Origin of the sequence: Leptospira ognonensis (genome assembly GCF_004770745.1) — a bacterium.
GTDB classification, from domain to species: domain Bacteria; phylum Spirochaetota; class Leptospiria; order Leptospirales; family Leptospiraceae; genus Leptospira_A; species Leptospira_A ognonensis.
The window spans coordinates 134,222-157,589 of record NZ_RQGD01000010.1 but is presented as its reverse complement, the minus strand read 5'-3'; the positions used below and the strand labels follow the sequence as shown (position 1 = coordinate 157,589).

Here is a 23,368-nt window from a genome sequence, read left to right as displayed (position 1 = left end):
TTTATTTTGCTACTCCACCTTCATATCTATGTAAACCGTCACTTCCGCAATATCCGCCTGCCACACAGTCATCTTGCTTGCTTATTAACTGAAAGTTCTCAATAATTGCATTTTGAACGATGGTCCCTTCCCAATAGACATGGTGCTGGTCAATTGCATATCCTGAATCCATTTCGATTTTTGAATCGAGTGGATTTGGAAAACGTAATGGTTGAAATGTGGCGACATTACAGGTAAATTTTTTTACCAATCGATAATCTAAATAAAAGCAGTTCAGATTGTCCTTCGCATAGTGATCGAACAGCTGAAAACTTTCTGCATCCGCTACATCGATTTTTTCGCCTTCATAAAACAGATGATTTCCAATCTTGAGTAGATCTAGAAGCGGAGAATTTAGAAATTCTGGTTTTTCATTTGAAGTTTTGATTAAAAAATTTGCCTCGTAAAATAGACGTTTGTTGTCGTTGCCATAATTTGTAATAGTATCCCCTTTCTTTAATAATATAAAGGATTTTGGGTCAGCGAGTTCCATTTTTAAAAGGATTGTTTTTGATTCCGTCCATACTTTCAAATCAAGCGGAATGACGATGATCCATGCTTTCGGAGAATTCATTTTAATTTCGGTATTCGTCGATATGGAATAGACTGCATTTTTATCTTTAAAAATTTCTTTATTGAGTAGAACGAAACTAGCGGGGTCAACTCCAGTCAGTAAGTGTTCGTTGTAGTAAACATGATATCGGTCTAAAGCAAAATCTGTATTTATGATTTTGAAATCTGGACGTGAACTTAAATCAAGTTTTAAATTATTGTGGTAAGGAAAGATCCAATATTTGTAATGGTAACCTTTGTTACATGAAAAGCTTAAAAAAAGAAAACAGATCGAAATAATATTTTTTGTAAATTGTTCTATAGAGAAGCGATCTATTACCAATCGATTTCCTTTTTATCTCTAAAGAATTTTCCTGACGGGGCATTGTCTGGTAAAAGGGCCGCCCAAACAATTGTCTCGGCTCCTTTTTCAATGCTTCGACTTGCATTGGGACCGCCCATATCTGTTTTTACCCAACCAGGACAAACCGAATTTACTTTTATATTCTTACCCGAGGTTTCTTGAGCAGCAATTTTTGTTATGGCATTGATTGCAGTCTTTGATATCCTGTAGGCGGGATAACCACTTCCCATATCAGATAGTTGACCCATCCCAGAACTAACATTGACAATGCGGCCATAGTTATTTTGTATCATGCCAGGTAAAAACAATTGAATCAGTCGGAGTGGGCCTGCAACATTAGTTTGCAGAGTCGCATTTAATTCTTCAAGTGTCGTATTCACAAACTCACCTGTATCTAAAAATATCCCCGCGTTGTTAACCAAAATGTCTAGTTTACCATGACTTCCATCGATATAATCTTTTAATTCAAGTAAGCTCTTTTCTTTCGAAACATCCAACGGGAAGTGCTCTGCACGTCCTCCACGTTTCAATATCAGATCCTTAGTCGCCACGCCTTCCTCTTCATTTCTGGCTGCGACGATTACAAATGCACCGGCATCAGCAAGATCCATTGCAATTTGTTTTCCGATGCCTCGATTGGCACCCGTCACAAGAGCGATTAAATTATTTTCTAACATAGGAGGTTCCCTTTGCCACCAATCATCGATTTGGTGGCCTTTTCAAAAAGAATTATGCTTATTTTTTAGTGATTGTTTTCAACCAATCTTCTGTTTCTTTCTCTATGAAGGCTTTGTCAGTGATGATATACTTTGACATAAGTACGTGCATACCATTTTCAACTCGGACTTTTTTGTTCATGGGATTTGGACTCTTGTCTAGGCCAAATTGTTCGAAACCTTCTAACATCTTAGGAACACTGGCAGTCGGATCCTGCTCCTTTTCGTTTTTATAGTAATATAGGAGAAGCGAGGGACTAGTCACCTTTCGGAAAATTTCAGGTACTGCCGCATAATTGCGTAAGTCGTTCACGCCCACGAGTGCAGAAAAATATTGCCGTGGATACCAATAATCATTTCTTTCCGGTAACACATTTGGAGTTCCAGGCGGATAGACAGAATTACGTTCCGAACTAAATGATACCAGTTTAATGAAAGTTAGGCCACCCGGATAATTTAGGAGATTTAAACTTTTACTGACTGGCCCGTAAAATGGATTGGCGAGCACAACCCCAGCAACCTTGTCAGGGTATTCCGCAGCAAGGTAAGTGCAGAGAAGACCTCCCATCGAAGACCCAAAAAGGATGACCTTGTCTCCTTGGCTTTGTATCATTTCCAGGGCTTCCCTTGAGGCGTCCAGGTATTCTGCAAAGGTTTGTTTGGCTTGGTCTTCCTTGTTTGTTCCATGACCAGGAAGGCGCATCAAATACGTATTTGCCTTAAATTTTTTAGCGAGAGCATCCATGGTTTCCTCTCCCTCGGCACGCGACGCCCCAAAACCATGAATGTAAAGAAACGCCAATGGTGTCTTTTTACCGAAACTGATGTATCTCTCCTCATTACCAGGTCTAGGTCCAATCGCCTTGGTTTCCGCAAGTTTTGCCTGATAGTATTCCTCAAAGCTCTTGTAGGCTGGAATGGGTTTAGGTTCGTATTTTGGTCGTCCGCTACAGGCTAAAATAAATACAAATAAGGGAAGAATCGTAATAGAAACGAGACTTTTGAGTCTTTTGGGGGAGATGCTGAGTTTTGACATACAAATGGAAATTTTAATCTATAAATCTGACTTTGTAAAGACAGAAAAACCCTTGGCATCAAAAGCAATGTACGGAAAAAGGTAGTAATTATCCCATTCTTAGAAAGGACCTCCCGGAATGTACAGCCAATTCACAGAGCAACAGCTTGAAATTAGAGATTTAGTTCGTAACTTCGTAAAAAAAGAAATCCCACATGAAGTAGCACTACACTGGGACGAAAAAAACCAACATCCTACCGAACTCATCAATAAAATGCGTTCCGAACTCGGCATAAATGGCCTCGTGATTCCAGAAGAATATGGTGGATGGGGACTTGGAGCTATTGAACAGTGCCTTGCCATAGAAGAATTATCGCGAGGCTGTCTAGGTATCGCTCTCGGATTCGCTTACACGGGGCTAGGCATATTACCTTTGTTAAAAGGTGCCACTCACGAACAGAAATTGAAATGGCTTCCGCCAGTTGCTGACGGAAAACTTGGAGTTTCGTTTTGTTTATCTGAGCCAGGTGCTGGTTCTGATGTTCCTGGTATGACGACTCGTGCAGAGAAAAAAGGAAACAAATGGGTCATTAACGGCGCAAAACAGTGGATCACTGGTGCTGGCGATGCGCAAGCGTTTACTGTTTTTGCATACACGGATAGAAACCGAGGAACACGTGGTGTTTCTTGTTTCTATGTCCCTCGTGACACGAAGGGTTTAACAGTTGGTAAAAAAGAAGACAAGCTGGGTATCCGTGCCTCTTCAACACACCAAGTTATTTTTGAAGATTGTGAAGTACCGGAAGAAAACTTGGTAGGTAAAGAAAACTTAGGTTTTGTTTACGCCCTACAAACATTAAATGCTTCTAGACCTTTCGTAGCTGTGATGGGAGTGGGTGTAGCGCAAGCAGCTCTTGACCATGCTGGCAGGTATGCACGTGAGAGAGAACAATTTGGTGTGAAGATCTCTACTTTCCAAGCCGTACAGCATATGTTAGCTGACATGGCGATCAAAGTAGAAACCTCTAGAGAGATCACCTATAAAGCAGCTCGTCTTTCTGATGCCAATGACCCTAACCTTCCAAAGTATTCTGCGATTGCGAAAGCATACGCTTCTGAATGTGCCGTGCAGTGTGCAACAGATGCCGTTCAAATTTTTGGTGGCTACGGATACACGAAAGAATATCCTGTTGAGAAGTTGATGAGAGACGCAAAAATCCTCACCATTTTTGAAGGAACGACTCAAATCCAAAAAAATGAGATCGCGGCTTATGTGATCAAGGAAGCGGCTTCTAAAAAAGATTAATTCTTTTTTAACCAAGCGATTTCGAATGAAAGACCTCTGCTAAGGCAGGGGTTTTTTTTTGTCTTACGAGCTACGAATGTTTATAGGAACGCAAGGTTGTTGTGTTCTTTTCAGATAAAAAACATTTTTGAGGACCGAGCCAAGGATACTCGTATCTCCCCTAAAATTGAAGTCCAAAAGGGAAGTGATTTTCCCAAAAGCATGCAGGGATGAAACGATTTAAGATACAGTTTGTCTCTTTTTTAATCATTCTATTTTTTTTTGATTTATTAGAAAAAATATTTACTGAACTCGTAAAAATTCGTCTATAAGCGTATGAAAAAATTTTCACTGCTCCTGGCCCTTTTGATGGTAACTCAGCTTATTTTTTGTAAGTCTGAGAAAAAAGATGATAGTACTTCAGCCATTGCCCTTCTCGCTTTGGTGAATTCCTCCTCGTCAGCATCTTCAACATGTACTACCACGTTTGGAGAAGGTGTTCCAGATTGGATTAAGAACACATTCACTTGTGTTACCGTCACAGTGAGTGGATCAAATTATGTGTTTAAAACAAGTTCACTGCCTACATACAAGAGCCCGTACTGGGGATCAACTAGTTCACTTTATGAATCAAATCTTTATGTGAACACTTCTGGAACCAATGCGGTTAACCCAAATTTAATCAAGTCTCAAAACATTACATTAACGATTCCAAAAGATAACACGACTACTACGGCGGGATCGGTTGCTGGCGGAGCTGCGGGCATTGCTACGAATGGCATCGTTCTATATAATGACGCTGCAGCACCTGGCGATTCACTTTCTACAGAATACTATACGTTTGATGATTCTCAAGGACATCCTACGAATACGGGTGCTTATCATTATCATGTAGAGACACCCGTTCTTACAAACAATGATTCCAAATTGGTCGGAATTGCCTTGGACGGATATTTAGTATTCGGTAAAAAACATGACACAACAGCAAATCCTACGACTGGGTTTACGTTAGGCGGCTCATCAAGTTCAACAAAATGTATCATCTCTGGCAGCGAAACAAGTGTACCTACAACTTGGGCTCAAGCGAGTAATTACAATGCGAACAAAACAGCAGGAACTGCACGTCATTACCATATAAATAATGGTAGCGAAGTGAATGGCATTTTGATTTCAGGAAAATACATAGGAACGGCAGGAACATCACTTTAGTTATCCTAGCCTGGGAATGAACTGTATGAGATTCAAAAATCTCATGGTCTTGGCTTTCATGATGATTCACCTTCTGTCCTGTGCAGAAGAGATCATCATGGACAATGATCCAAATCTTACGATCGGCCTCGAAAGCGTTTACTTTTTCAAAGGTCAAAAGTTTTCCGGAATTTTGAAGGCCATACACCCTAATGGAATCGTGCGCTTAACGAACTTTAAAGACGGCTTGGAACATGGTCGTACCTTTGATACTTTCCCCAACGGCAATCTTGCCGCTGAATATTTTTACGATCAAGGGAAGTATGTTGGGATTCACAGAGCTTGGTATGAATCAGGCAAAGCGAGATTCCGCTATGAATACAATGACGCGGGTCAAGCCCATGGTGATCATTGGGAATGGCATGATGAGGGGAACGTTTATCGTTACACTCGATACGACCAAGGTATCACAGTTGGAACGAAAATCTGGAGGAAAGATGGAAAAATTTATGCCAATTACACGTACACTCCAGAACGCTTGTATGGTGTTGTTGGTTCGAAACTTTGTTTTAAATTGAAGGGTGATGAGACCAACAAAAAGACAGTGATCAATCCATGAAATTATTGCTAAAAATTGCCTTCGTCATTTTAATTCTTATGGTTTTAGGAACCACCTTCATTGCTTTCAAATTGTATTTCAAAGACGAGGGCAATCGGGATGCTTCCCTGACTTTCTTTGCTACTCCTAGAAATGATACGTTACCTTTTTTTCGAGGCAAAGACTTGGAGGCCTATTGGCCAGAAGGGGTTTCAGAGAGAACGGCCGCTCGAAAGGTAGATCCTTTTCTCTTTAAGAACCAGCTAGGACAAAATATCAACCAAAGCCATTTTCAAAATAGGATCTCCATCGTTTCGTTTTTTTTCGCTAGGTGTCATGGGATTTGCCCCAATATCGTCCGTAATTTGAAATTCGTGCAGAGTGCTTATCTCAAAGACAACCTCGTGCAGATCGTTTCCTATTCCGTGACTCCAGATCTTGACACCCCCGAGGAGCTGAGCAAATTCGCAGAACAAAAAGGGATCTTCGCCTCAAAATGGAACCTCCTAACTGGCGATCGGGAAGAGATTTTCAAAATAGCTCGAAATACCTTTCAAGCAGACACGAATACGATCAAAAAAAATCCAACTCAAGATTTTGTGCATTCGGAACAGATTTTTTTGATTGGTCCAGATCTAACATTTCGAGGTGTCTATAATGGAAATAAAAGTGACTCTGTGAAGACTTTAATTGAAGACATAAAGATACTCGAAAGAGAGACAAACCCGAAGACTGGTGGCTGATCGATTCTTAATCTCCGTTGAAAGTTACCCTCCTTCCCTCTTTTTCGCACTCGCCTTTTGTTCCCTATGCTAAAAGTTTGCAGTAAATATGAAAAATGAGACTCTCCTTCACCCAGGAAAATCAAAGATTATCTCTAAGATTCTCTACTTGGTCGGTAAATATCTATATGCGATCAGGTTTAAAATTGTCGTGGAGGTTCCCGACAATGTAAAGTCCGTTGGGCCACTTCTCGTTCTTTCTAAGCATTGCAGTAACCACGATATGGTACTCGGCCTCCCTGCTATGGCAGATTATTTGGGCAGGGAGGACGCCTGGTGCATCATAAAGGACAGCCTAACAAAGCCATATTTTTTTGGCTTTTTTCTGAAGATAGGGGGAATACCTGTTAATAGAAATAATCCCGAAAAAAGTAAAGAACAGTTGTTATTTGCCAGGAAAACGTTATATGACGGTAATCTTCTAGTTATCTTCCCTGAACAATCTCGCCATCCAAACAAAGTGGGAAGGGGCAAGTCACCTGGTTTTCGGTTCATTGCGGGTAAGCCAGTCGAACCCATCAACACGATTTGTGTCGGACTTGAGTATACAAAGGGATTATTGAGACGGAAACTGACGATTCGTTTTGGAAATTTGCGACCTTACTCCAAAAAAGATGATGCTGAGACTTTTTTACATGAGAGTATGTTAGAGATTGCTAGGCTCACCAATATGCCTTATAAATTCCCACCCCCAGAACCAAAAAAGAAAACAACGGTATAGATTTAGAATATCATGAAGTTCAAAATATTTTCGATCACATTTGTCATCTTCTTTTTAAGTGTTGGTCTCCTTGCAGAGACTCCCGTTCAGAATCTAAAGAGCAAGAACCAATCCAATCAGAAAGAACGAGGCGAAATGTTAGATTTGCTTCGGGCTAAATTAAAGAATGAATTCAAACTAGAAGTTCAATTTGTCGTTAACCATTTTAAAGTAAGCGGTGATTATGCTTGGTTTAAAGGAGATGTAAAGCGACTAGATGGTAAAAAGATAGAACTTTCTGAAGAAGAAGGCTATGACTGTTGTCATGTAGAAAGTCTTTTTCAAAAACAGGCAGGGAAGTGGACAATCGTTGAAGCAAATGCATTTAGTTCAGATGTCTGGTGGGAAGGGATTGGGAAGCGTTATAATAACGCAAATCCTGCGGTCTTTAAGGAATAAAAAAACCTCACCTAACCAAATTCATGGTGGTGAGGTTCTCTTTGTCAATGTAATGTTTATTTTTTAGTCACTAAGTTTACATCAAATTGGACATTGTCCGCGATCAAATCGTCTGCCATTCCTGGATAAACGATTCCCCAATTTTGTCTGTTGATGGTAATCGTTCCTTTTGCAGATACGGGAGTCTCTCCTTCGAAAGCAATTTCAGCTGGGAAAGAAATCCCTTTTGAAATTCCCTTGATGGTAAGGTTGCCACGAACATCAAAAGCTTTGTCCGTTTTTGTCACAGAAGCGATTTCGAAGGTAGCTTCTGGGTACTTTTCAATGTCAAAAAAATCAGCACTTTTTAAGTGGCCTTCTAATTTAGCCTTCCAAGCGCCATCTAAATCTAGATTTTCAAGAGATGGCATATCTACGACGAATTTACCAGAAGTGATGTTTCCACCTTTCGCAGTAAACTCTCCGCCCTTGATTTTTACAGCTCCCGTATGTTTCATGCTCACTTTGGCACCAATCCACTTGAGAGATGACCCTTCGGCATTGATGGCATATGTAGTTCCTTCAGCCTTGGCAACTGGATACGCATCGCCAGCAAGTTCTGCTGGTTTTGGGCTACAGTTCGAAAGTAAGAAGGCACCCGAGAGAATGCCGGAAAGCAATAAGTTTGTGTATTTCATAAAAGCTCCTATATGAAGTGGTTTAATATTGAACTACTTCACGTCAAGAGAAATTTATCAGATTCGCTGAATTTATATCTAAATGCTGCGATCAACTGGGTATCGAATCTTCGAAGGCAAGGATGGAATCAAGTTTATTGAGCCGAAAGACGGTGCGGGTCAATTTGTTAACGTTGATGAGTCGTAGAGTCAGGTGCTTTGCCTTCATCAGGGAGTGGAATTTCATCAATTCGCCGATCGTTGAACTGTCCAGAGTCATACTGATTTTGTGAAAATCGAGCAAAAGATCGATTTCGGTTTTATCGATCAATTCAGTAATTTTGCGGTGGAAGTCCGATAGGCCCTCATAGGTGAGGTCGGATTCATTGACGATAATTTTCATTTTTAACTTTCAACTTTTTCAAATTTATTTTGCGTTCAGGCATTTTGAAAAATGCCATTTCTGAATTATTGCAAGTGGAGGTATTTTTTAAATCTTTTTTTGTAAAAAGTACCTCCGAGGTCCTATCCTCAGTAAACTTTGATGAGTTCTACCTCAAAAATGAGTGTAGAATTGGCAGGAATGGATCCTGTAGCCTTGTCACCATAGGCCATATCGGGAGGGATGGTCAGTTTTCTGATGCCACCCTCTTTCATACCGACAATCCCCTTATCCCATCCGCGGATCACTTCCCGTGCTCCTAAATTGAATTCAAAGGGCCTCTTCCGATCCCTTGAACTATCAAATTTTGTGCCATTTTTTAATCTTCCGACATAATGTACGGTCACGTTGGATCCAGAATACGCCACCTGTCCATTCCCAACTTTGATGTCTTGGATGATTAGATCTTTATCTGAGCTCAGAAGAGGGAGTAGAAGAAAGAAACTCAAAAAGAGAATCAAAAGAAATTTTTGTTTATTTTTCATAGCCTGCCTTCCAGGAGGAGAGTAAATAACATTCTTTTAGAACCATTCCTGTCGGTTCATTTCAATTTTGTAGATGTATAAAAAATCTTTTGAGAAAATGTAAGCAAAAAGGTCACTCATGTTTTACAAAATCGTCATTGAACAATTTTCAAAATCGCTTACAAATCTCTCACAAATTCTTGAAAAAACGGCAAAACAAGCAGAAGCTAAAAAAGTCGATTTTACGGTGTTATTAAATACACGTCTGATAGCCGATCAGTTCTCTCTTTTGAGACAGGTTCAAATTGCATGCGATACGGCAAAACTTGCCGCTGCTAGGTTAGCTGGTAAAGAAGCTCCCGTACACGAAGATAATGAAGCATCGATCTCGGAAATCCAGGAACGCATTGCATCCGTAGTTACATATCTAAAATCTTATTCGCAAATCGATTTTGACGCAGCTGCTGATCGAAAAATCACACAACCACGTTGGGAAGGAAAATATCTTACAGGAGAAGAGTATCTCCTAAACCACGCCATCCCAAATATTTATTTTCACATAACGACCGCTTATGCGATCCTAAGGTCAAATGGTTTTGAAATTGGAAAAAAAGATTATCTCGGAGAGCTTCCATATAAAATTTAAGTGATTTATGATTTTTGAACATTTAAAGCGGTCCAATCTTGAAATCATCACAAGTGAGGAAACACGTAGCTCTCTATTTCAAAAAGCAATTGCGAAATTAGAAGGAGAGCAAGTTCAAACTTTTGTAAGTTCAGTCCTCGCTCATGATCGTTCTCTTCCCTTCGGATCTCTTGAGGATGGAATTTTAATCCCGCATGTAAAAGTAAATGGGATAAAGTCTCCAGAGTTAATTCTTTTTGTGATTCCGAATGGTATCAAGGATGAAAAAGAAAAAATCCATATCCTACTTTTGCTTGTGATACCAGATAACAATCCTTCTTTGCAACTTAGATTACTGCAGGGTATTTCTTCCCTTCTACCACAGGTTCAATCTGAACTTTTGTTATGCAAATCGATTGATGAGATGATCTTCATCATAAAGTCTGGTGAGGAGAGAGCGAAACCAAGTTATAAAAATTTAACGGCCAATCAATTTGCTTTTGAATTACAGACGGATTTAGCTGCGGGGCTCTCCGAAGAGGAGGCAAAAAGAAGATTTAGACAATTTGGCCCAAATCAGATAGAAAGTCACAAATCTACACCATTTTACTATAAGCTTTTGAAAAACTTTTTCAGCTTTTTTGCCATCTTACTTTGGGTTGCCGCATTATTGTGTTTTATACCAGGTGTCGACATGCCTCAGTTAGGTTATGCGATTCTTATTGTTGTTTTACTGAATGGCTTTTTTTCTTTTTTACAGGAATCTAGATCCGACAAGGCAGTTGAAGCACTGAGACGTCTCATGGCACACAAATGTCGAGTGATCCGCTCAGGAAAAGAGCGAGAGATTTTAGCAACAGAACTCGTTGCTGGAGATCTAATCGTCTTGCAAGAAGGCGATATAGTTCCAGCTGACTGTCGTTTGGTAGATTCTTCCGAAGTTGAAATTGACAATTCCTCACTAACAGGTGAATCCACTTCGTCTAAACGCTATAAATCGGATAAGGAAATCCTTTTAGAAGGCAAATTTATATGGCTTGAGATGCCGAATATTTTATTTGCAGGAACCTCCCTCATCAAAGGCCAATCTACCGCAGCCGTTTTTGGAACGGGAATGAATACGGAAATCGGACAGATTGCACTCCTGACTTCAGAAATTCAATCGGAACCTAGTCCGCTTCAAAAACAATTAAAATCGACTGTATTTGCGATTTCTATGCTCGCTCTCGGAATTGCCGTGACTTTTCTTTTTTTAGGTTGGATGGGAGCTGGTTTAACCTTTGTCCAAGCCTTTATCTTTTGCATTGGTATTTTTGTTGCGAATGTTCCCGAAGGACTGTTGCCAACCGTCACCCTTTCACTCGCCATGGGTGTTTCTCGTATGGCGAAACGAAATGCGATCGTGAAAGATCTTTCCAGCGTGGAAACTTTAGGTTGCACCACTGTAATTTGCTCAGATAAAACTGGCACCTTAACCCAAAACCTGATGATGGTCGTAGGCATTTTTTCTTCCAGTGAATGGATTGATTGTCAGGGAGTTGGATACACAGCTGAGGGAAAATTCTTAAAACAAAACAGAGAAATCGACCCTCAAGAATTATTCAAAGATGAGGCTCGTGCTAGATTGTTATCTTGCGCCCTATTATGCAATAATGCAAAGCTTGAACAAACTCCGTCCGGTTTAAATGTGATTGGAGATCCTACGGAGGCAGCATTACTCGTTCTTGGAAAACGAGCAAACCTCACCATTGAAAAATCTCGAGTACATTTAAATCCTTTTGAATCTGTTAGAAAACGAATGAGTGTGATCGTAAAAGAGGAAAAGGAAAGATTGTTCTGTTATGCGAAGGGTGCCCATGATGAATTATTATCTACCTGTACACATTACTTAGAATCAGGAGTATCGAAACTCATTGATGCGCAAATTAGGGCACAAATTATCTCCGAGGCCAATACGTATGCAAACAAGGGCTATCGAATTTTGGGATTTGCTTACGGAGAGATCGATCCGATATTAAAAACAAACGGAAATTTTACACCTGAAAATACGGAATCAAATTTAATATACCTTGGATTTACGGCAATGGCGGATCCCATTCGTCCTACCGTTCCGAAGGCGATACATGATTGCCATACCGCAGGCATTCGTATCTTGATGGTTACAGGTGATCACCCGCTAACCGCAAAAAGTATCGCAAATCAAATCGGAATCGGAAAAGATAAATTAGAGTCAAAAGTTTTTACAGGGAATGAAATTGAATTATTGTCCGATAGTGAACTAAAAGAAATAGTAAAAAGTGGAGAGCCTATTTTTGCAAGGGTTTCTCCCGAACAAAAATTACGTATCGTATCTGCGTTAAAAGAGTTAGGTGAAGTCGTTGCTGTAACAGGTGATGGTGTCAATGATGGCCCTGCTTTAAAAAAAGCTGACATTGGAATTGCGATGGGACTTCGCGGAACAGATGTTGCCAAGGAAGCATCCCGCATGATTCTTACCGACGATAATTTTTCTTCAATCGTTTCTGCCATCGAAGAGGGTAGGGCTGTATTTGAAAATATTCGAAGGTTCTCGGCCTATGTTCTCAATTCCAATCCGCAAGAATTAATTCCCTTTTTATTATGGGTTTTATTCCCAGGTTTCCCTTTGCTAATGACTGTTATGGGTGTCCTGGCTGTTGATGTAGGAACTGATTTAGTTCCTGCCATGGGACTAGGCGTCGAATCTCCAGAACGAGGCATCATGTTACGACCTCCTCGAAAGAAAGGGGAAAAGTTGTTATCCATTGGTTTTATACTCAGGTCTTATCTTGTACAAGGTTCCATTCTTTGCATTTCCTGTTTTGCCACTTGGTATTATTTCGTTGTCACGGTTGCAGGCGGCGTCATTCCCCAATCGCCAGCGGGATTAAATATGTTCCAAGCAGATTCTATCTATTTACAATCTCTGACTGCTTTTTTCTTTCCTACGGTTACCGTGCAAATTGCAAATGTGATCTCTAAAAGATCCTGGCGAGAATCCATATTTTCAAAAAGTTTTTTACCGAATCAGGTTCGAATGGCAATGCTTGATTCAATTAAATGGAAACCAATGCAGTATATTTCCCAGAAAATTCCATTTTTTGCGAATATGTTTTCAAATAAGCTAGTGTTAGCTGGTATTTTGTTTGAGTTGGTGTTGGTATTTTTATTCATTTATACCGATTTAAGTAATTTGTATTTCTTTAAACCCGTACCCTGGGATGTCTATGTATTTGCTTTTCATGGTACGTTTTTATTACTTATTTTTGAAGAGACCAAAAAATACTTCCGCCGAAAGGGTAAGAGTTTGGATTTTTTAGGTTAGAAATTTATTCTTAAAAATTAAGTGATTTTGCAACTTATGCATTAAATTTGATTCATACAGTATAAGAGGTGTGGAGTATTGAAATTACCGTTAGCGAAAGGAACCAAAAGAGCCCTACTGGTTGAGGGCGGAGGGATGAAAGGAGCTTTCTCTGGAGGGGTGCTCCACAGTTTAAACCAGTATTTAGGTCCACAAAATTTTGACCTAGTAGTCGGAGTTTCCTCTGGCGCTTGTTCAGCCGCATATTATGTAACCATGAAAAATCCGGAACCAATCAAAAGTGAAAGGGCTCTGAGCGTATGGTACAAGGAATTGTCGGGTAGACAACTCATATCACTGCTTCATCCGTTTCGAGGTAAAACCTTTTTAGACCAAGAGTACCTCATCGATTTCATTTTTCGAAAGAAAGTTAGATTGGAATCTGAGTTTTTAGGTAAAAAAGGGTTTCCCGAATTTAGAATCGCTGTGAGCAATCTGCACTCGCATAGTATAGAATACGTCAAAGCAACCTCGACAAATATTTTTGAGCTTCTGAAGGCGGCTACTTCCTTGCCTATTGCTACACGGGGCAAGCAATGGTTAGCTGGTAGATTATACTCGGATGCCGCTCTTTTGAATCCATTGCCAATCCAAGATTTGATTGAAGCTGGTTATAAAGAAATCATCGTAGTTATGAACTCGCCAGTTGCCCACATTTCGAAGCCACTCAGCCTCGTCACTGGTCTCTTTGCCTTTCCTAGAAATTGGAAAATTGCAAAGATGATGAGAAGATGGCACCATCATAATTTCAATCATGCGCGTATCATCGCCAAAAAGCCGCCGAATGGAATCCATATACATACCATAGCACCTGATGTTCCGTTGCCAGTGAGTCTAACGACGACTGTACGAAATCGATTGTTTGAAACCGTACAATTAGGAACACAAAAAGGAGAGGAGGCGGCAGCCTTCCTCAAAGACTTTTTTTTAGGAAGTCAGAAAACTTTGAAAGGAACGGTGCAAAGCAGAGCAAAGCGGCAAACTCCGAACAAGAAGCCACTTCGTTCTAAATCAAAACGAAAGTAAAATGTTATGAATGATGATATGATACGAGTCAAACATATGTGGGAACAGAATATTTACTAGGTGTCTTTCTTTTATGTTGTGGTAGCTTTTTAGGGCCGGGAACAGGTGTGGATGATGGTGAATTGCATGGCTGTCCACCAACACCCAATTGCATTTCCAGTGAAAGTTGGAGGTTCAATTATATCCACAAAGTGGAACCGATTGTTTATAAAGATTCTAAAGAAGCGACGTATCATTTTTTAGCAAACAAATTCGATGGGATGGAAAACGTATATGTTTCTGAAAAAAAAGAAAACGAATACATTCGCCTAGTTTACTTTACAAAAGTCTTTCGTTTTCCAGATAAAGTAGAATTTTATTTTGAGCCAGAAGAAAAAATCATACAAGTTAGGTCCCAATCCATTTTTGGACTTTGGGATGTTTTTGCCAATCGGATACGAATCGCACTCATCCGAAGGGATATTGAGTTGAAGGAAGAGAATCTTGAGACAAATTAACTAAATATGATTCAAGTTCCGATTCAGATTCGCTTCAATGATATGGACCCGATGAAACGGGTTAATAATGCAAGTTATTCTGCATATTTAGAAATCGCAAGATTAGAATTTTGTAGGAAATATTTAAAGATCGAAACTTTAGAGGATATTCCTTTTGTTTTGGCAAGAGTGGAAATGGATTTGATCAGCTCGATAGTTCCGGGAGATGAAATTGAAGTTTTGATTTGGGTTTCTAGAATCGGAACTACCTCATGGGATTTTGGCTATGATATCTGGAATGAAGCCAGAAAAATTTCGCATGCCCGAGCAAAGACAGTGCAGGTCTACTTTGATTATAGACAGGGCAAAAAAAAGGAGATACCAATACAATTCCGAGAGTATTTAAACGCGGAATCGCGTTCTTAGTTAGGCTGCCATTCTCTGACACGGTTTTGGCGGTGTTATGTCCCAGGCAATCAATAACTGAAATAGACTTCCTTTACTTAACGCAGCGTAGGCTGCTAGTTCCATGAGTTCAGATAAGGTAGATTCGTAAACTTTACATTTGAAGACCAGTTTTTCCCCCTGAAAATGATTGAAGGGAGGGTTGACTCCGAGCGGAACATTTTTAAATTCATGATAGATACGATAAGAATATTTTTCAATTAGATAGTCGAGGTAAGCAGAAATATCTCCATATTTTTCAATTTTTGCATAAAGTTGCAGTGAGTTCCGCTTTGCGATCGAAAAGGTAGTAAGTCTTAGAGGATTCTGACCAGATATTAAATTCAAATAAGCGATATTGGTTTTCATATGACTAGCTATCATAAGATATGCGAAGAAGATTCAAGAAATAAAATTTGGAGAGGTGATTAAAAGGACAAAATGTTCGTATTTCTTCTCCTATCCGCTGTTTATTGTCACCTAACCCTTTAGAATAGCTCCTTTGAACCAAAATGTTTCCAGTCCCAATGGTAAGCTTTTTTATCCCCGTATTGCACGCATTCCATTAACCAATTGGATTCGTTTGGTGGTTGAAGTTTTACATAGACTTCTATGATTTCAGTCATCAGAGTTTGGTATTCTGGAACGATTTCCGAACCAAGTGGATTTAAACCTAGGTCGAGAAGTGTGATGATGGATTTTAAAAGAGCGACTTGGATACCGATTCTTAAATTCGTTGGAAGACCTGATTGGGAGGAAATGTTAAGACGCGCCTTTTGATATATATTTTGTATTTTCTCAACGTTCTTGCCTTCAGTCAAAATTAGAAAATTGTCGTTGAAAACTAACTCTTCTGATTTCTCATTCATTTAGGTAAACCTAGTGGATGCATTTCAGCCTGAAATCATTAAACAGCTTTGTATTGACTCAGGTTTTGACCTAGTTGGCTTTGCAAAACCAATCCTACCTGACTTCCATCGAGAGTACCTCCTCAGTTGGGTGAGGGATCAAAAATTTGGAAAGATGACTTGGTTCCCAAAAGAACAAAGCATGGAAATTCGAACTGATTTTCGACATCTAGGTTTCAAACCAGCCTCCATGATTTGCTTAGGCATGGTCTATCGCTCGGAATGGGGGGAATCCACCTTAGAAACTCTGGATTCCAAAGTGTCCCGTTATGCCTTAGGTGAGGACTACCATGAAGTCCTTAGAAAAAAAGCCGAACCCATTCTAAGGTATTTACGCCAAGCATTTCCCAAAAATTACTTTCGTCAATCAGTGGATACGCTTCCGATTATGGAGAAGGTTTTTGCTGTCAAAGCCGGCATCGGCTGGATGGGAAAAAATACAAATGTCATTCATTCCGAGTTAGGTTCCTATTTTTTTATATCCACAATTCTTACAGATTGTCCCTGGTTGGTTGTGGAACCGGTGCCGACGGACCATTGTGGTTCGTGCACTTCTTGCCTCGATGCCTGTCCGACAGGTGCATTAACAGCCCCATACCAATTGGATGCCAGCTTGTGTATCTCGCACCATACCATTGAAGACCGGGACCCCATTTTTGAGACTGGCGTGGAACTCTTCGGTTGGCAATACGGATGCGATATTTGCCAGGAGGTATGTCCATGGAACCAAACTAAGGCGAAACGGAATCAAATTGAGACCAAAAGTCAAGAATTACTTCCGAAAGGAATTTTTGCCAAAGTGTCAGGGTCGTTAGATCTGGAAATGAGTGAGGAAGATTTTCGGCATCATTTTAAACAAACTAGTATTTACAGGATTGGGGTAGATGCTTGGAATCGAAATGTTAAAAAATTAAGAGAAAAAAGGGGAGACCAATCAATAAAAGAAGCTAAGTAAATGTTTCGCACTCTCTTCAGGATTTTTGGAGGAGCAGAGGTAAGAGACGACTGCCAGTGAATCAGCGCCAGCCGCAATGACACTCTGAGCATTGGCTTCATTGATGCCGCCGATGGCAACCAATGGAAGGCTTGTCATCTTTCGAATTTTACTAAGACCTTGAATTCCGAATGCACCTTTAGTGTCTGTTTTTGTCGTCGTTTCGAAGATAGGCGAAACACCAATATAGTTAAGATTAGCTGCCATTTGAATCTTGTTTACTTGATCAAAATTTTCAATTGAAAGACCAATGATGGCGTTTTCTCCAAGAATTTTTCTGGCAAGCTCAGAGGGCATATCGTTTTGACCTAGATGGACTCCATCTGCTTCGACAGCCAAGGCAACATCAATGCGATCATTGATAAGAAGAGGTACATTCGTATATTTTAATAAATTTTTAACTTCGAGAGCAAGTTCGATAAACTCTTTCGTTGAACAAGATTTTTCACGGAGTTGGACTATGCTCACTCCCCCGCGGACAGAGGCTTCGATTACAGATTTTAAGGAATGGTGGGTGCACAGGTCACGGTCTGTCACAAGGTACAGACCAGACGGTGAAAAATTCTTATTCGGTTTTGATATGGCTCTTGATGTCATCTTCATTCATCGCATAGAGAGCGTCTAAAAAATGCAATTGAAAGCTTCCTGGACCAGGAGATTTTTTTTTGGCCATCTCTCCTGCAATACCCATTACGACCATTGAGGAAAATGCAGCTCTTGCATAATCACTCTGCACTGCCGCAAACGCTCCGTTAAGTGCAGTGGCTGTGCAACCAAGCCCTGTGACTTTCGTCATCATGGGATCACCATTCATTACTTTGTATGTTTTGTTGTGACTGAGGATAAAATCAGTAGGTCCTGAGATTACGACCGTGCCACCAGTATATGCTGCTAACTTTTTACCAGTATCTACTGCCGATTCGGAAGAATCGGTCGCATCAACACCTTTTGTCTTTCCTGAGGATGAGAGTGTCGCAAGGATTTCAGAGGCATTTCCGCGGACGATTGAGGGAGCGGACGCATCTAGCAACCTTTTGAGGGTTTCATTTCTAAAAGCACTGGCACCAGCGCCCACGGGATCGAGGACGATAGGTTTACCAAGTGCCTTGGCTTTGCGCATCGCTTTTTCCATAGAAGCTACCCAAGGTGCAGAGAGAGTTCCAATGTTGATTACAAGAACGCCGGAGATTTGGATCATTTCTTCGACTTCTTCTGGTGCGTGTGCCATGATTGGTGATGCACCTACAGCTAACAAGGCGTTCGCTGTATTGTTCATGACAACGTAATTTGTAATATTATGAACGAGAGGTGATTTGTTTCTTACGAGTGAGAGATCTTCAATGACGATATCAGTATGTGTAGACATTTCCTAAACTTCCAATTTGGAACTTAGGCAATTTTAGTAATAGCGTCTTCTATTTTTTTAATTAAATCAGCCTCAGACCATGGTTTATTTAAAAAACCGTGAAGATTCACTTCCCCTTTCAGCTGGTTCAGTGAATTTTCATCAATGTGTCCGGAAATGATGATTTTTTTGATACTAGGATGGTTTCTATGAACATCTCTCAAAAACTCATCTCCTCGCTGGTTAGGCATCAACCAGTCGCAGACGATTATCACAATATTCGAGTTTTCATCAGCTAACTCTTCTATGATGGACCAAGCCTCTTCCGTATTCTGAGCAGTTTCGTAACGGTATTCGTTTCCGAAATGTTTTTTGAGCTGAGATTTCAGACTCATGAGGATGATTTGTTCATCATCTACGAAGAGGATTACCTTGGACATAGGAAATCGAAATTTCTAAATTACTTTCCGTCGTTGGGACAGCTTAGGGAGCGTTTTTCCTTGCCAGGACAAAACTCGGCACGCTTTTCTTTGCCTGGACATAGGGCAGTGGCGTAACTTGCTGTGGAGAAAGACAAAACGAAGAGAGAAAGATAGATACGGTTCATAGGAGCCTCACTTTTGCTATTTTATTAGACGGATGAATTAGCAGGAAATTAGTTTAGAAAAAGAACATTCTTAATTTTCTTGGGTGAGGATTTCGTAACCTTTGTCTGTCACAAGGATGGTGTGCTCAAATTGGGCAGACCACTTTCCATCTTTGGTGCGAACCGTCCATTTGTCCTGTTTGTCAAAAAGAACTTCCCAAGTTCCTAAATTGACCATGGGTTCGACAGTAAAGATCATGCCCGCTTCCATTTTTGCGAGCTTTCGATTCATTCGAAAGTGAGGGATTTGCGGCTCTTCATGGAAGTTTCGACCGACCCCATGTCCCATCAGGTCTCGAACAATCCCATATCCTTTGGGTGTTAAAAAATCATCAATGGCATTTCCAATTTCATCCACACGGTTCCCTGGTTTTACCTGCTCGATACCGATCCACATGGATTTTTCTGTATCATCCACAAGTTTTTTTACCAGCGGATCCGTTTCCCCGACAAGGAAAGTACGAGATGTATCTCCAATGTAGCCGTCCACGATGGGTGATACATCTAAGTTGATGATATCACCTTCTTTGAGAACATCCTCGAGTTTTGGGATGCCGTGGCAGACTACTTGGTTGATGGAGGAACAAATGGATTTCGGAAAGCCTTTATAGCCTAAGGGCGCCGAACGATGCCCGTTTTTCTTTGTGAAATCTTCAGCTATATCGTTGAGCTCTAAGGTACTCGCTCCCACTTTTACGTAAGGAGCCAGGTAATTGAGAAGTTTGGCTGCAAAGGCACCCGCCTTTCTCATCTTATCGATTTCTGTTTTGTTCTTAATGTAAATCACGAAGGACTAAAAGTCTGTCGATCTTGCTGTAGTTCTTTTATTGGAAGCTGTTCTTTCGAGAGCTTTGTCAATGAGGCGGTATACTTCTTCATTTAAGCCTTCAATCGCATCACCAGCTGTCATAAATCCTTTCGATTTGATGTAAGCCTTTACTTTTGATGCAACAATGAGTGTTTCTTTCGACGTAGATTCGTTTTGGTCTTCTGACATGGTTTCCTCGGAGGGTTTTATTTCTTTCTTGCTCCGAGGATCGTATCCACTAGGGATTTTTCAATATTTAATTTTTCGCTAATTGCCTCGGCACTCCACTGGTAATTGTCAAAAAGACTCAAAATCGTCGCCTTTTTTCGTTCAATCAGCGGATTTTGCGACGATTTTTGGCCTGATCCAGTCCCATTCTTGCCAGAAACTGCAGGAGCCGTCATCGAACCTTGGACGATGTCTAGAAACTGGGAAAGTTTCTCAAAGGTTTCGTCTGCTTCCCCTAGTAAGGATTCTAAATCGTCTCTGGTTTCTGTAGATGTTTCTTTTAGTTCTTCCAGACGCTTCTGGAGCGTTAGTATCTGTTTGTGCCTATCGGAAAGGTCACCCATAAGCTCTTCGATTTTGTCGAATTTCCTTTCGACCGAATCCATCTGCGAAGACCTTTCCACTAGAAACGCGGTTTTGTTTTCCGCAATCCGAATGGTTTCCGCCAGCTCACGCTCGCGGGATTCGACCACTCCGATTTCCCGGTCCATCACATCCAGACGAGCTTGGACTTCCCGTGTATTTTGCTTTTGGTTTTCTAAGTTGTCTGCTAATTGCAGCACAGATTCCTGCGACTCATCCAAAGAGGATAGGAACGTTTCGATTTTAGATTGTTCTGTAGAAATGACCTGCATTCTTTTTTCGATGCCATCGATCTCTGGTAAAACTTCCTGGAAGAAGGAAATCTTTTCGGTTACATAGTTTAGATTTGATGCTAAGATCTCTACTTGTTTGTCAATATCACCTGATTTAAATTCCGTCTCTTCAAGTTTTCTGAGTTCCGATTCAATCTGCAACTGGAGATTTAAGAAAGTTGCAATTGCCTCTTTATAAATATCTAAAGTCGGTTTCTCTTGGTCCAGTTCTTCGAGTGCTTTTTTGATTTCGGAAACGGCACGTTCAGATTGTTCGGCAATCAATTTTGCGCTAACAAAGAGATCGGTGTGTTCTTTCACTTCATCTAGATCTTCTTTTAAGTCAGTGATCACTTCACTCATAGACTCAATTTCAGAGCGGAATTCTGTAACGGTCTCTTCTCGAACTTCCTTTAGTTCTGAGAGAGTAGTTTCAATGTCTGATTTGATTTCTAGGAACTGTGATTGCGTATCCTTTAGAAAATCCTGGCTGTCTTTTGCGATTTCTTTAAAAGATTTTTCATAATCTTTTTGGTATGTTTCAATTTGTCGTTTTGAATCTTCTTTGGAACGCTTAATGCTCTCTTCTAAATTTTTACGGACTGAGTGCAAATGAGTCGTAATCTTTTCCTCAAGCTGTCCTAGTTGGATGTTCCCTTTATCTAAGAGTTTCGTTAGTTGGTGGGAAATTTTTGAGTCAATGGTTTCATTGAGGCGATCCATTTTCTCTTCTTGTGAAGTAAAGAATGCATTTCCGGAATCCTCTAATGTCCTAAGAATGCGTTCCACTTCGCTATGCGCAAATCTAGATTCTTCTTCAATCTTGGCGATAATTTCTTTGGCCTTGTGATTTGCCTTTTCTTCCAAGGATTCGACCGCCTTTTTCGATTCCACTTGGAACTGAGAAAGTAAATCTTTCCCTTCAATATGAATTTCTTTTAGCCTGTCCTGCAGCTGCTCGATAGAATCGGTCTGGTCTTCTCTGAGATGGCTGAGCTGATCTTCCCATTTTAAAACGAATTGTTCTAAGTTCGTATTGGCGATACGAATCTTTTCTGAGATGATCTCTTCGGAGGATTTTGCTTTTTGTTCTGCAGTTTCAAAGATTTCAGCCGCTGTTTCTCTGAGTGCCCCTTTTAGTTCATCTACATATTCATCAACATCTTTCGTATGGCTTGAAACGCTTTCACCGAGGGACTCGATCTGTGTTTCTAAGGACTGGATTTCCGATTTTAATTCTTGTTCGGTATCTTTGAAACTACTTCTAATTTTTTCTTCTAATTCAGCTTTTAAATGGAGCAAAGACGATTTGATTTGTGTTTCTTGGCTCGTACGCACTTCATCTAAATCTTTATCATAATCCTTTAACTCTTGTAAGGCACTCTTCTTTAGGGTGGATGCTTCTTCTCTAAGTTCTTCAGAAATTCTATGAAATTCATCGCTAAATGCTTCTATTTCGCGAATTAATTCTTGCTTACGGGTGTCAGCTTGCCTGAGAAGTTTGTTCTCTGCTTCTAGATATTTTTCTTGGAAATTGATGATGGTTTGGTTGATTTGATCTGCTTGTCTTCTTGTTTCATTTATAATCTCATCACGTTTCGTTAATGTTTCAAGAGACATATCTTCGATTTCGCGTTTGATAGATTCTGTTTCTTGGTTCAAGCCTTTCATAAAGGAATCTTTTGTATGGCTGACTTGCTCGAAAATGCTATCAAATCTTTCTTGGATTTTGCGTTCCAGAACAGCTACTTTTTCGTCTAACTTTTGTGAGGTACGAAGGTATTTGTCCTCAATTTTTTCATCAAATTTATCAACCTTATCCGAGAGTAATGAAGAGGTATCTTCAAATTTGGTTAGTTTTAGATCAATCTCCCCTTGCGCCGAACGCATGGAATCAAAAAGGGAATCCATTTCTTTCCTGGCTTGGTCAAGACGACCTGTGGTCTCAGAGACCATAACGTCAGCATGAGATAATAATTTTTCTTTCGCTTGGCGTGCAATGTGTTCGATCGATTGGTCTAAAGAATCTGATTTTGTATCCAGCAATCCTTCCAATTCGACCATTTTATGAGCAACAGATTGTAAAATTTCATCGGATCTTTGGTTCAGCCTGATCTGGAAAGATTCGAGTAGGGTCGTACTCTCTTCATGTAGTCGTTCCATGTCATCAGATACCAATTCTAATTCCCGTTTGTGGGATTGAATTTGATTTAAGCCAGATTCCATTGCCGAAGTTTCTCGTCTAACCTCTGTTGCTAGGTATGATACTTGTTCTAATTCTCCAGAAAGAGAGGATAGGTATTCCTTGCTAGATCTAATTTTTTCAAACAGTTCTCGAGACTCTCCGCTGAGCGACTGAATCTCTTCTGCCACCTTTCGAGATTGTTTGACTAGGATGTCTAAATCTATCCCTGCATCTTTTACAGACTGGATTTTTTGGAGGGCTGAATTATGAATTTCATCGGTCAATTTTGACGCATAACGTTTCAATTGGGAGAGCTTAGCATTCGATTTGTCCAAACGCCGAAGGCCAATGGTCACTGCAATGCTTGCTAAAAAGGGGAGTAATATGATCTCTAAGCCCATTCTGG

At 40.3% G+C, this 23,368-nt stretch carries 26 protein-coding genes; 12 read left to right on the top strand and 14 right to left on the bottom strand.

Going from position 1 to position 23,368, the window contains the following annotated elements; all coding sequences use genetic code 11:
• Position 1: 1 nt before the first annotated feature.
• From EHQ58_RS03245 to EHQ58_RS03235, 3 genes are read right to left on the bottom strand one after another with little or no spacing between them, the layout of a single operon-like run.
• The gene (locus EHQ58_RS03245) at positions 2-934 is read right to left on the bottom strand and encodes a DKNYY domain-containing protein (RefSeq protein WP_135621937.1); all 933 of its coding nucleotides are present in this window, start codon (positions 932-934) and stop codon (positions 2-4) included.
• On the bottom strand, positions 928-1,632 hold the full coding sequence (locus tag EHQ58_RS03240; RefSeq protein WP_135621935.1) for an SDR family oxidoreductase: 705 nt from the start codon (positions 1,630-1,632) through the stop codon (positions 928-930). Before EHQ58_RS03240 ends, EHQ58_RS03245 begins: the two co-directional genes overlap by 7 nt.
• A gap of 58 nt (positions 1,633-1,690) precedes the next feature.
• Complete coding sequence (locus EHQ58_RS03235) at positions 1,691-2,707, bottom strand: alpha/beta hydrolase (protein ID WP_246047083.1); 1,017 nt, start codon at positions 2,705-2,707, stop codon at positions 1,691-1,693.
• Between the two features lie 118 nt (positions 2,708-2,825).
• Between EHQ58_RS03235 and EHQ58_RS03230 the strand changes: the two genes are divergently transcribed.
• From EHQ58_RS03230 to EHQ58_RS03205, 6 genes are all read left to right on the top strand, one after another.
• Positions 2,826-3,992, top strand: coding sequence for an acyl-CoA dehydrogenase family protein (locus tag EHQ58_RS03230; RefSeq protein ID WP_135621933.1), 1,167 nt, complete (start codon positions 2,826-2,828; stop codon positions 3,990-3,992).
• A gap of 315 nt (positions 3,993-4,307) precedes the next feature.
• The gene (locus EHQ58_RS03225) at positions 4,308-5,180 is read left to right on the top strand and encodes a YHYH protein (protein ID WP_135621931.1); all 873 of its coding nucleotides are present in this window, start codon (positions 4,308-4,310) and stop codon (positions 5,178-5,180) included.
• Positions 5,181-5,205: 25 nt separating this feature from the next.
• Positions 5,206-5,778, top strand: a complete 573-nt coding sequence (locus EHQ58_RS03220) for a toxin-antitoxin system YwqK family antitoxin (RefSeq protein WP_246047081.1) — start codon at positions 5,206-5,208, stop codon at positions 5,776-5,778.
• Positions 5,775-6,500, top strand: coding sequence for an SCO family protein (locus EHQ58_RS03215; RefSeq protein ID WP_135621929.1), 726 nt, complete (start codon positions 5,775-5,777; stop codon positions 6,498-6,500). The genes EHQ58_RS03220 and EHQ58_RS03215 overlap by 4 nt, the downstream gene beginning before the upstream one ends.
• An 88-nt stretch (positions 6,501-6,588) precedes the next feature.
• Complete coding sequence (locus EHQ58_RS03210; protein ID WP_135621927.1) at positions 6,589-7,260, top strand: lysophospholipid acyltransferase family protein; 672 nt, start codon at positions 6,589-6,591, stop codon at positions 7,258-7,260.
• Positions 7,261-7,272: 12 nt separating this feature from the next.
• Complete coding sequence (locus EHQ58_RS03205) at positions 7,273-7,698, top strand: hypothetical protein (protein ID WP_135621924.1); 426 nt, start codon at positions 7,273-7,275, stop codon at positions 7,696-7,698.
• 56 nt (positions 7,699-7,754) lie between these two features.
• On the opposite strand, the gene EHQ58_RS03200 is transcribed toward EHQ58_RS03205, so the two are convergent.
• The 3 genes from EHQ58_RS03200 to EHQ58_RS03190 all read right to left on the bottom strand — a co-directional run bounded on the left by EHQ58_RS03200 (position 7,755) and on the right by EHQ58_RS03190 (position 9,281).
• On the bottom strand, positions 7,755-8,375 hold the full coding sequence (locus tag EHQ58_RS03200; protein WP_135621921.1) for a YceI family protein: 621 nt from the start codon (positions 8,373-8,375) through the stop codon (positions 7,755-7,757).
• Positions 8,376-8,466: 91 nt separating this feature from the next.
• Positions 8,467-8,757, bottom strand: a complete 291-nt coding sequence (locus EHQ58_RS03195) for an STAS domain-containing protein (protein ID WP_135621919.1) — start codon at positions 8,755-8,757, stop codon at positions 8,467-8,469.
• 128 nt (positions 8,758-8,885) lie between these two features.
• On the bottom strand, positions 8,886-9,281 hold the full coding sequence (locus tag EHQ58_RS03190; protein ID WP_135621917.1) for an FKBP-type peptidyl-prolyl cis-trans isomerase: 396 nt from the start codon (positions 9,279-9,281) through the stop codon (positions 8,886-8,888).
• 118 nt (positions 9,282-9,399) lie between these two features.
• Between EHQ58_RS03190 and EHQ58_RS03185 the strand changes: the two genes are divergently transcribed.
• The 5 genes from EHQ58_RS03185 to EHQ58_RS03165 all read left to right on the top strand — a co-directional run bounded on the left by EHQ58_RS03185 (position 9,400) and on the right by EHQ58_RS03165 (position 15,195).
• Positions 9,400-9,906: a DUF1993 domain-containing protein gene (locus tag EHQ58_RS03185; RefSeq protein WP_135621915.1), complete on the top strand. Its 507-nt coding sequence runs from the start codon at positions 9,400-9,402 to the stop codon at positions 9,904-9,906.
• Between the two features lie 7 nt (positions 9,907-9,913).
• Positions 9,914-13,228 carry an HAD-IC family P-type ATPase gene (locus tag EHQ58_RS03180; protein ID WP_135621913.1) on the top strand — a complete coding sequence of 1,105 codons (3,315 nt, stop codon included), beginning with the start codon at positions 9,914-9,916 and terminating at the stop codon, positions 13,226-13,228.
• Positions 13,229-13,306: 78 nt separating this feature from the next.
• Positions 13,307-14,293 carry a patatin-like phospholipase family protein gene (locus EHQ58_RS03175; protein ID WP_135621911.1) on the top strand — a complete coding sequence of 329 codons (987 nt, stop codon included), beginning with the start codon at positions 13,307-13,309 and terminating at the stop codon, positions 14,291-14,293.
• 38 nt (positions 14,294-14,331) lie between these two features.
• A complete protein-coding gene (locus tag EHQ58_RS03170) occupies positions 14,332-14,790 on the top strand; it encodes a DUF1499 domain-containing protein (RefSeq protein WP_135621909.1) in 459 nt (152 codons plus the stop codon).
• Between the two features lie 6 nt (positions 14,791-14,796).
• On the top strand, positions 14,797-15,195 hold the full coding sequence (locus EHQ58_RS03165) for an acyl-CoA thioesterase (RefSeq protein ID WP_135621907.1): 399 nt from the start codon (positions 14,797-14,799) through the stop codon (positions 15,193-15,195).
• Here the strand turns inward: EHQ58_RS03165 and EHQ58_RS03160 are convergent, their stop codons facing one another.
• Both EHQ58_RS03160 and EHQ58_RS03155 read right to left on the bottom strand, forming a co-directional pair.
• Positions 15,196-15,582, bottom strand: coding sequence for a hypothetical protein (locus EHQ58_RS03160; protein WP_135621905.1), 387 nt, complete (start codon positions 15,580-15,582; stop codon positions 15,196-15,198). It lies immediately after the preceding gene.
• 119 nt (positions 15,583-15,701) lie between these two features.
• On the bottom strand, positions 15,702-16,082 hold the full coding sequence (locus EHQ58_RS03155) for an LIC_11502 family protein (protein WP_135621903.1): 381 nt from the start codon (positions 16,080-16,082) through the stop codon (positions 15,702-15,704).
• 13 nt (positions 16,083-16,095) lie between these two features.
• Here EHQ58_RS03155 and queG point away from each other — a divergent pair, with 13 nt between their 5' ends.
• The gene (gene queG / locus EHQ58_RS03150) at positions 16,096-17,076 is read left to right on the top strand and encodes a tRNA epoxyqueuosine(34) reductase QueG (RefSeq protein ID WP_135621901.1); all 981 of its coding nucleotides are present in this window, start codon (positions 16,096-16,098) and stop codon (positions 17,074-17,076) included.
• On the opposite strand, the gene thiE is transcribed toward queG, so the two are convergent.
• From thiE to EHQ58_RS03120, 6 genes are all read right to left on the bottom strand, one after another.
• Positions 17,056-17,712: a thiamine phosphate synthase gene (gene thiE / locus EHQ58_RS03145; RefSeq protein WP_135621899.1), complete on the bottom strand. Its 657-nt coding sequence runs from the start codon at positions 17,710-17,712 to the stop codon at positions 17,056-17,058. The genes queG and thiE overlap by 21 nt on opposite strands.
• Positions 17,681-18,481: a hydroxyethylthiazole kinase gene (gene thiM / locus EHQ58_RS03140; RefSeq protein WP_135621897.1), complete on the bottom strand. Its 801-nt coding sequence runs from the start codon at positions 18,479-18,481 to the stop codon at positions 17,681-17,683. The genes thiE and thiM overlap by 32 nt, the downstream gene beginning before the upstream one ends.
• A gap of 23 nt (positions 18,482-18,504) precedes the next feature.
• The gene (locus tag EHQ58_RS03135; RefSeq protein ID WP_135621894.1) at positions 18,505-18,900 is read right to left on the bottom strand and encodes a response regulator; all 396 of its coding nucleotides are present in this window, start codon (positions 18,898-18,900) and stop codon (positions 18,505-18,507) included.
• 237 nt (positions 18,901-19,137) lie between these two features.
• Positions 19,138-19,893 (bottom strand): type I methionyl aminopeptidase, encoded by a 756-nt coding sequence (gene map / locus EHQ58_RS03130; RefSeq protein WP_135621892.1) that lies wholly within the window; start codon positions 19,891-19,893, stop codon positions 19,138-19,140.
• Positions 19,894-19,899: 6 nt separating this feature from the next.
• Positions 19,900-20,103 carry a hypothetical protein gene (locus tag EHQ58_RS03125; protein ID WP_135621891.1) on the bottom strand — a complete coding sequence of 68 codons (204 nt, stop codon included), beginning with the start codon at positions 20,101-20,103 and terminating at the stop codon, positions 19,900-19,902.
• Between the two features lie 17 nt (positions 20,104-20,120).
• Positions 20,121-23,363, bottom strand: coding sequence for a SpiroCoCo family coiled-coil protein (locus EHQ58_RS03120; protein WP_135621888.1), 3,243 nt, complete (start codon positions 23,361-23,363; stop codon positions 20,121-20,123).
• Positions 23,364-23,368 lie beyond the last annotated feature (5 nt).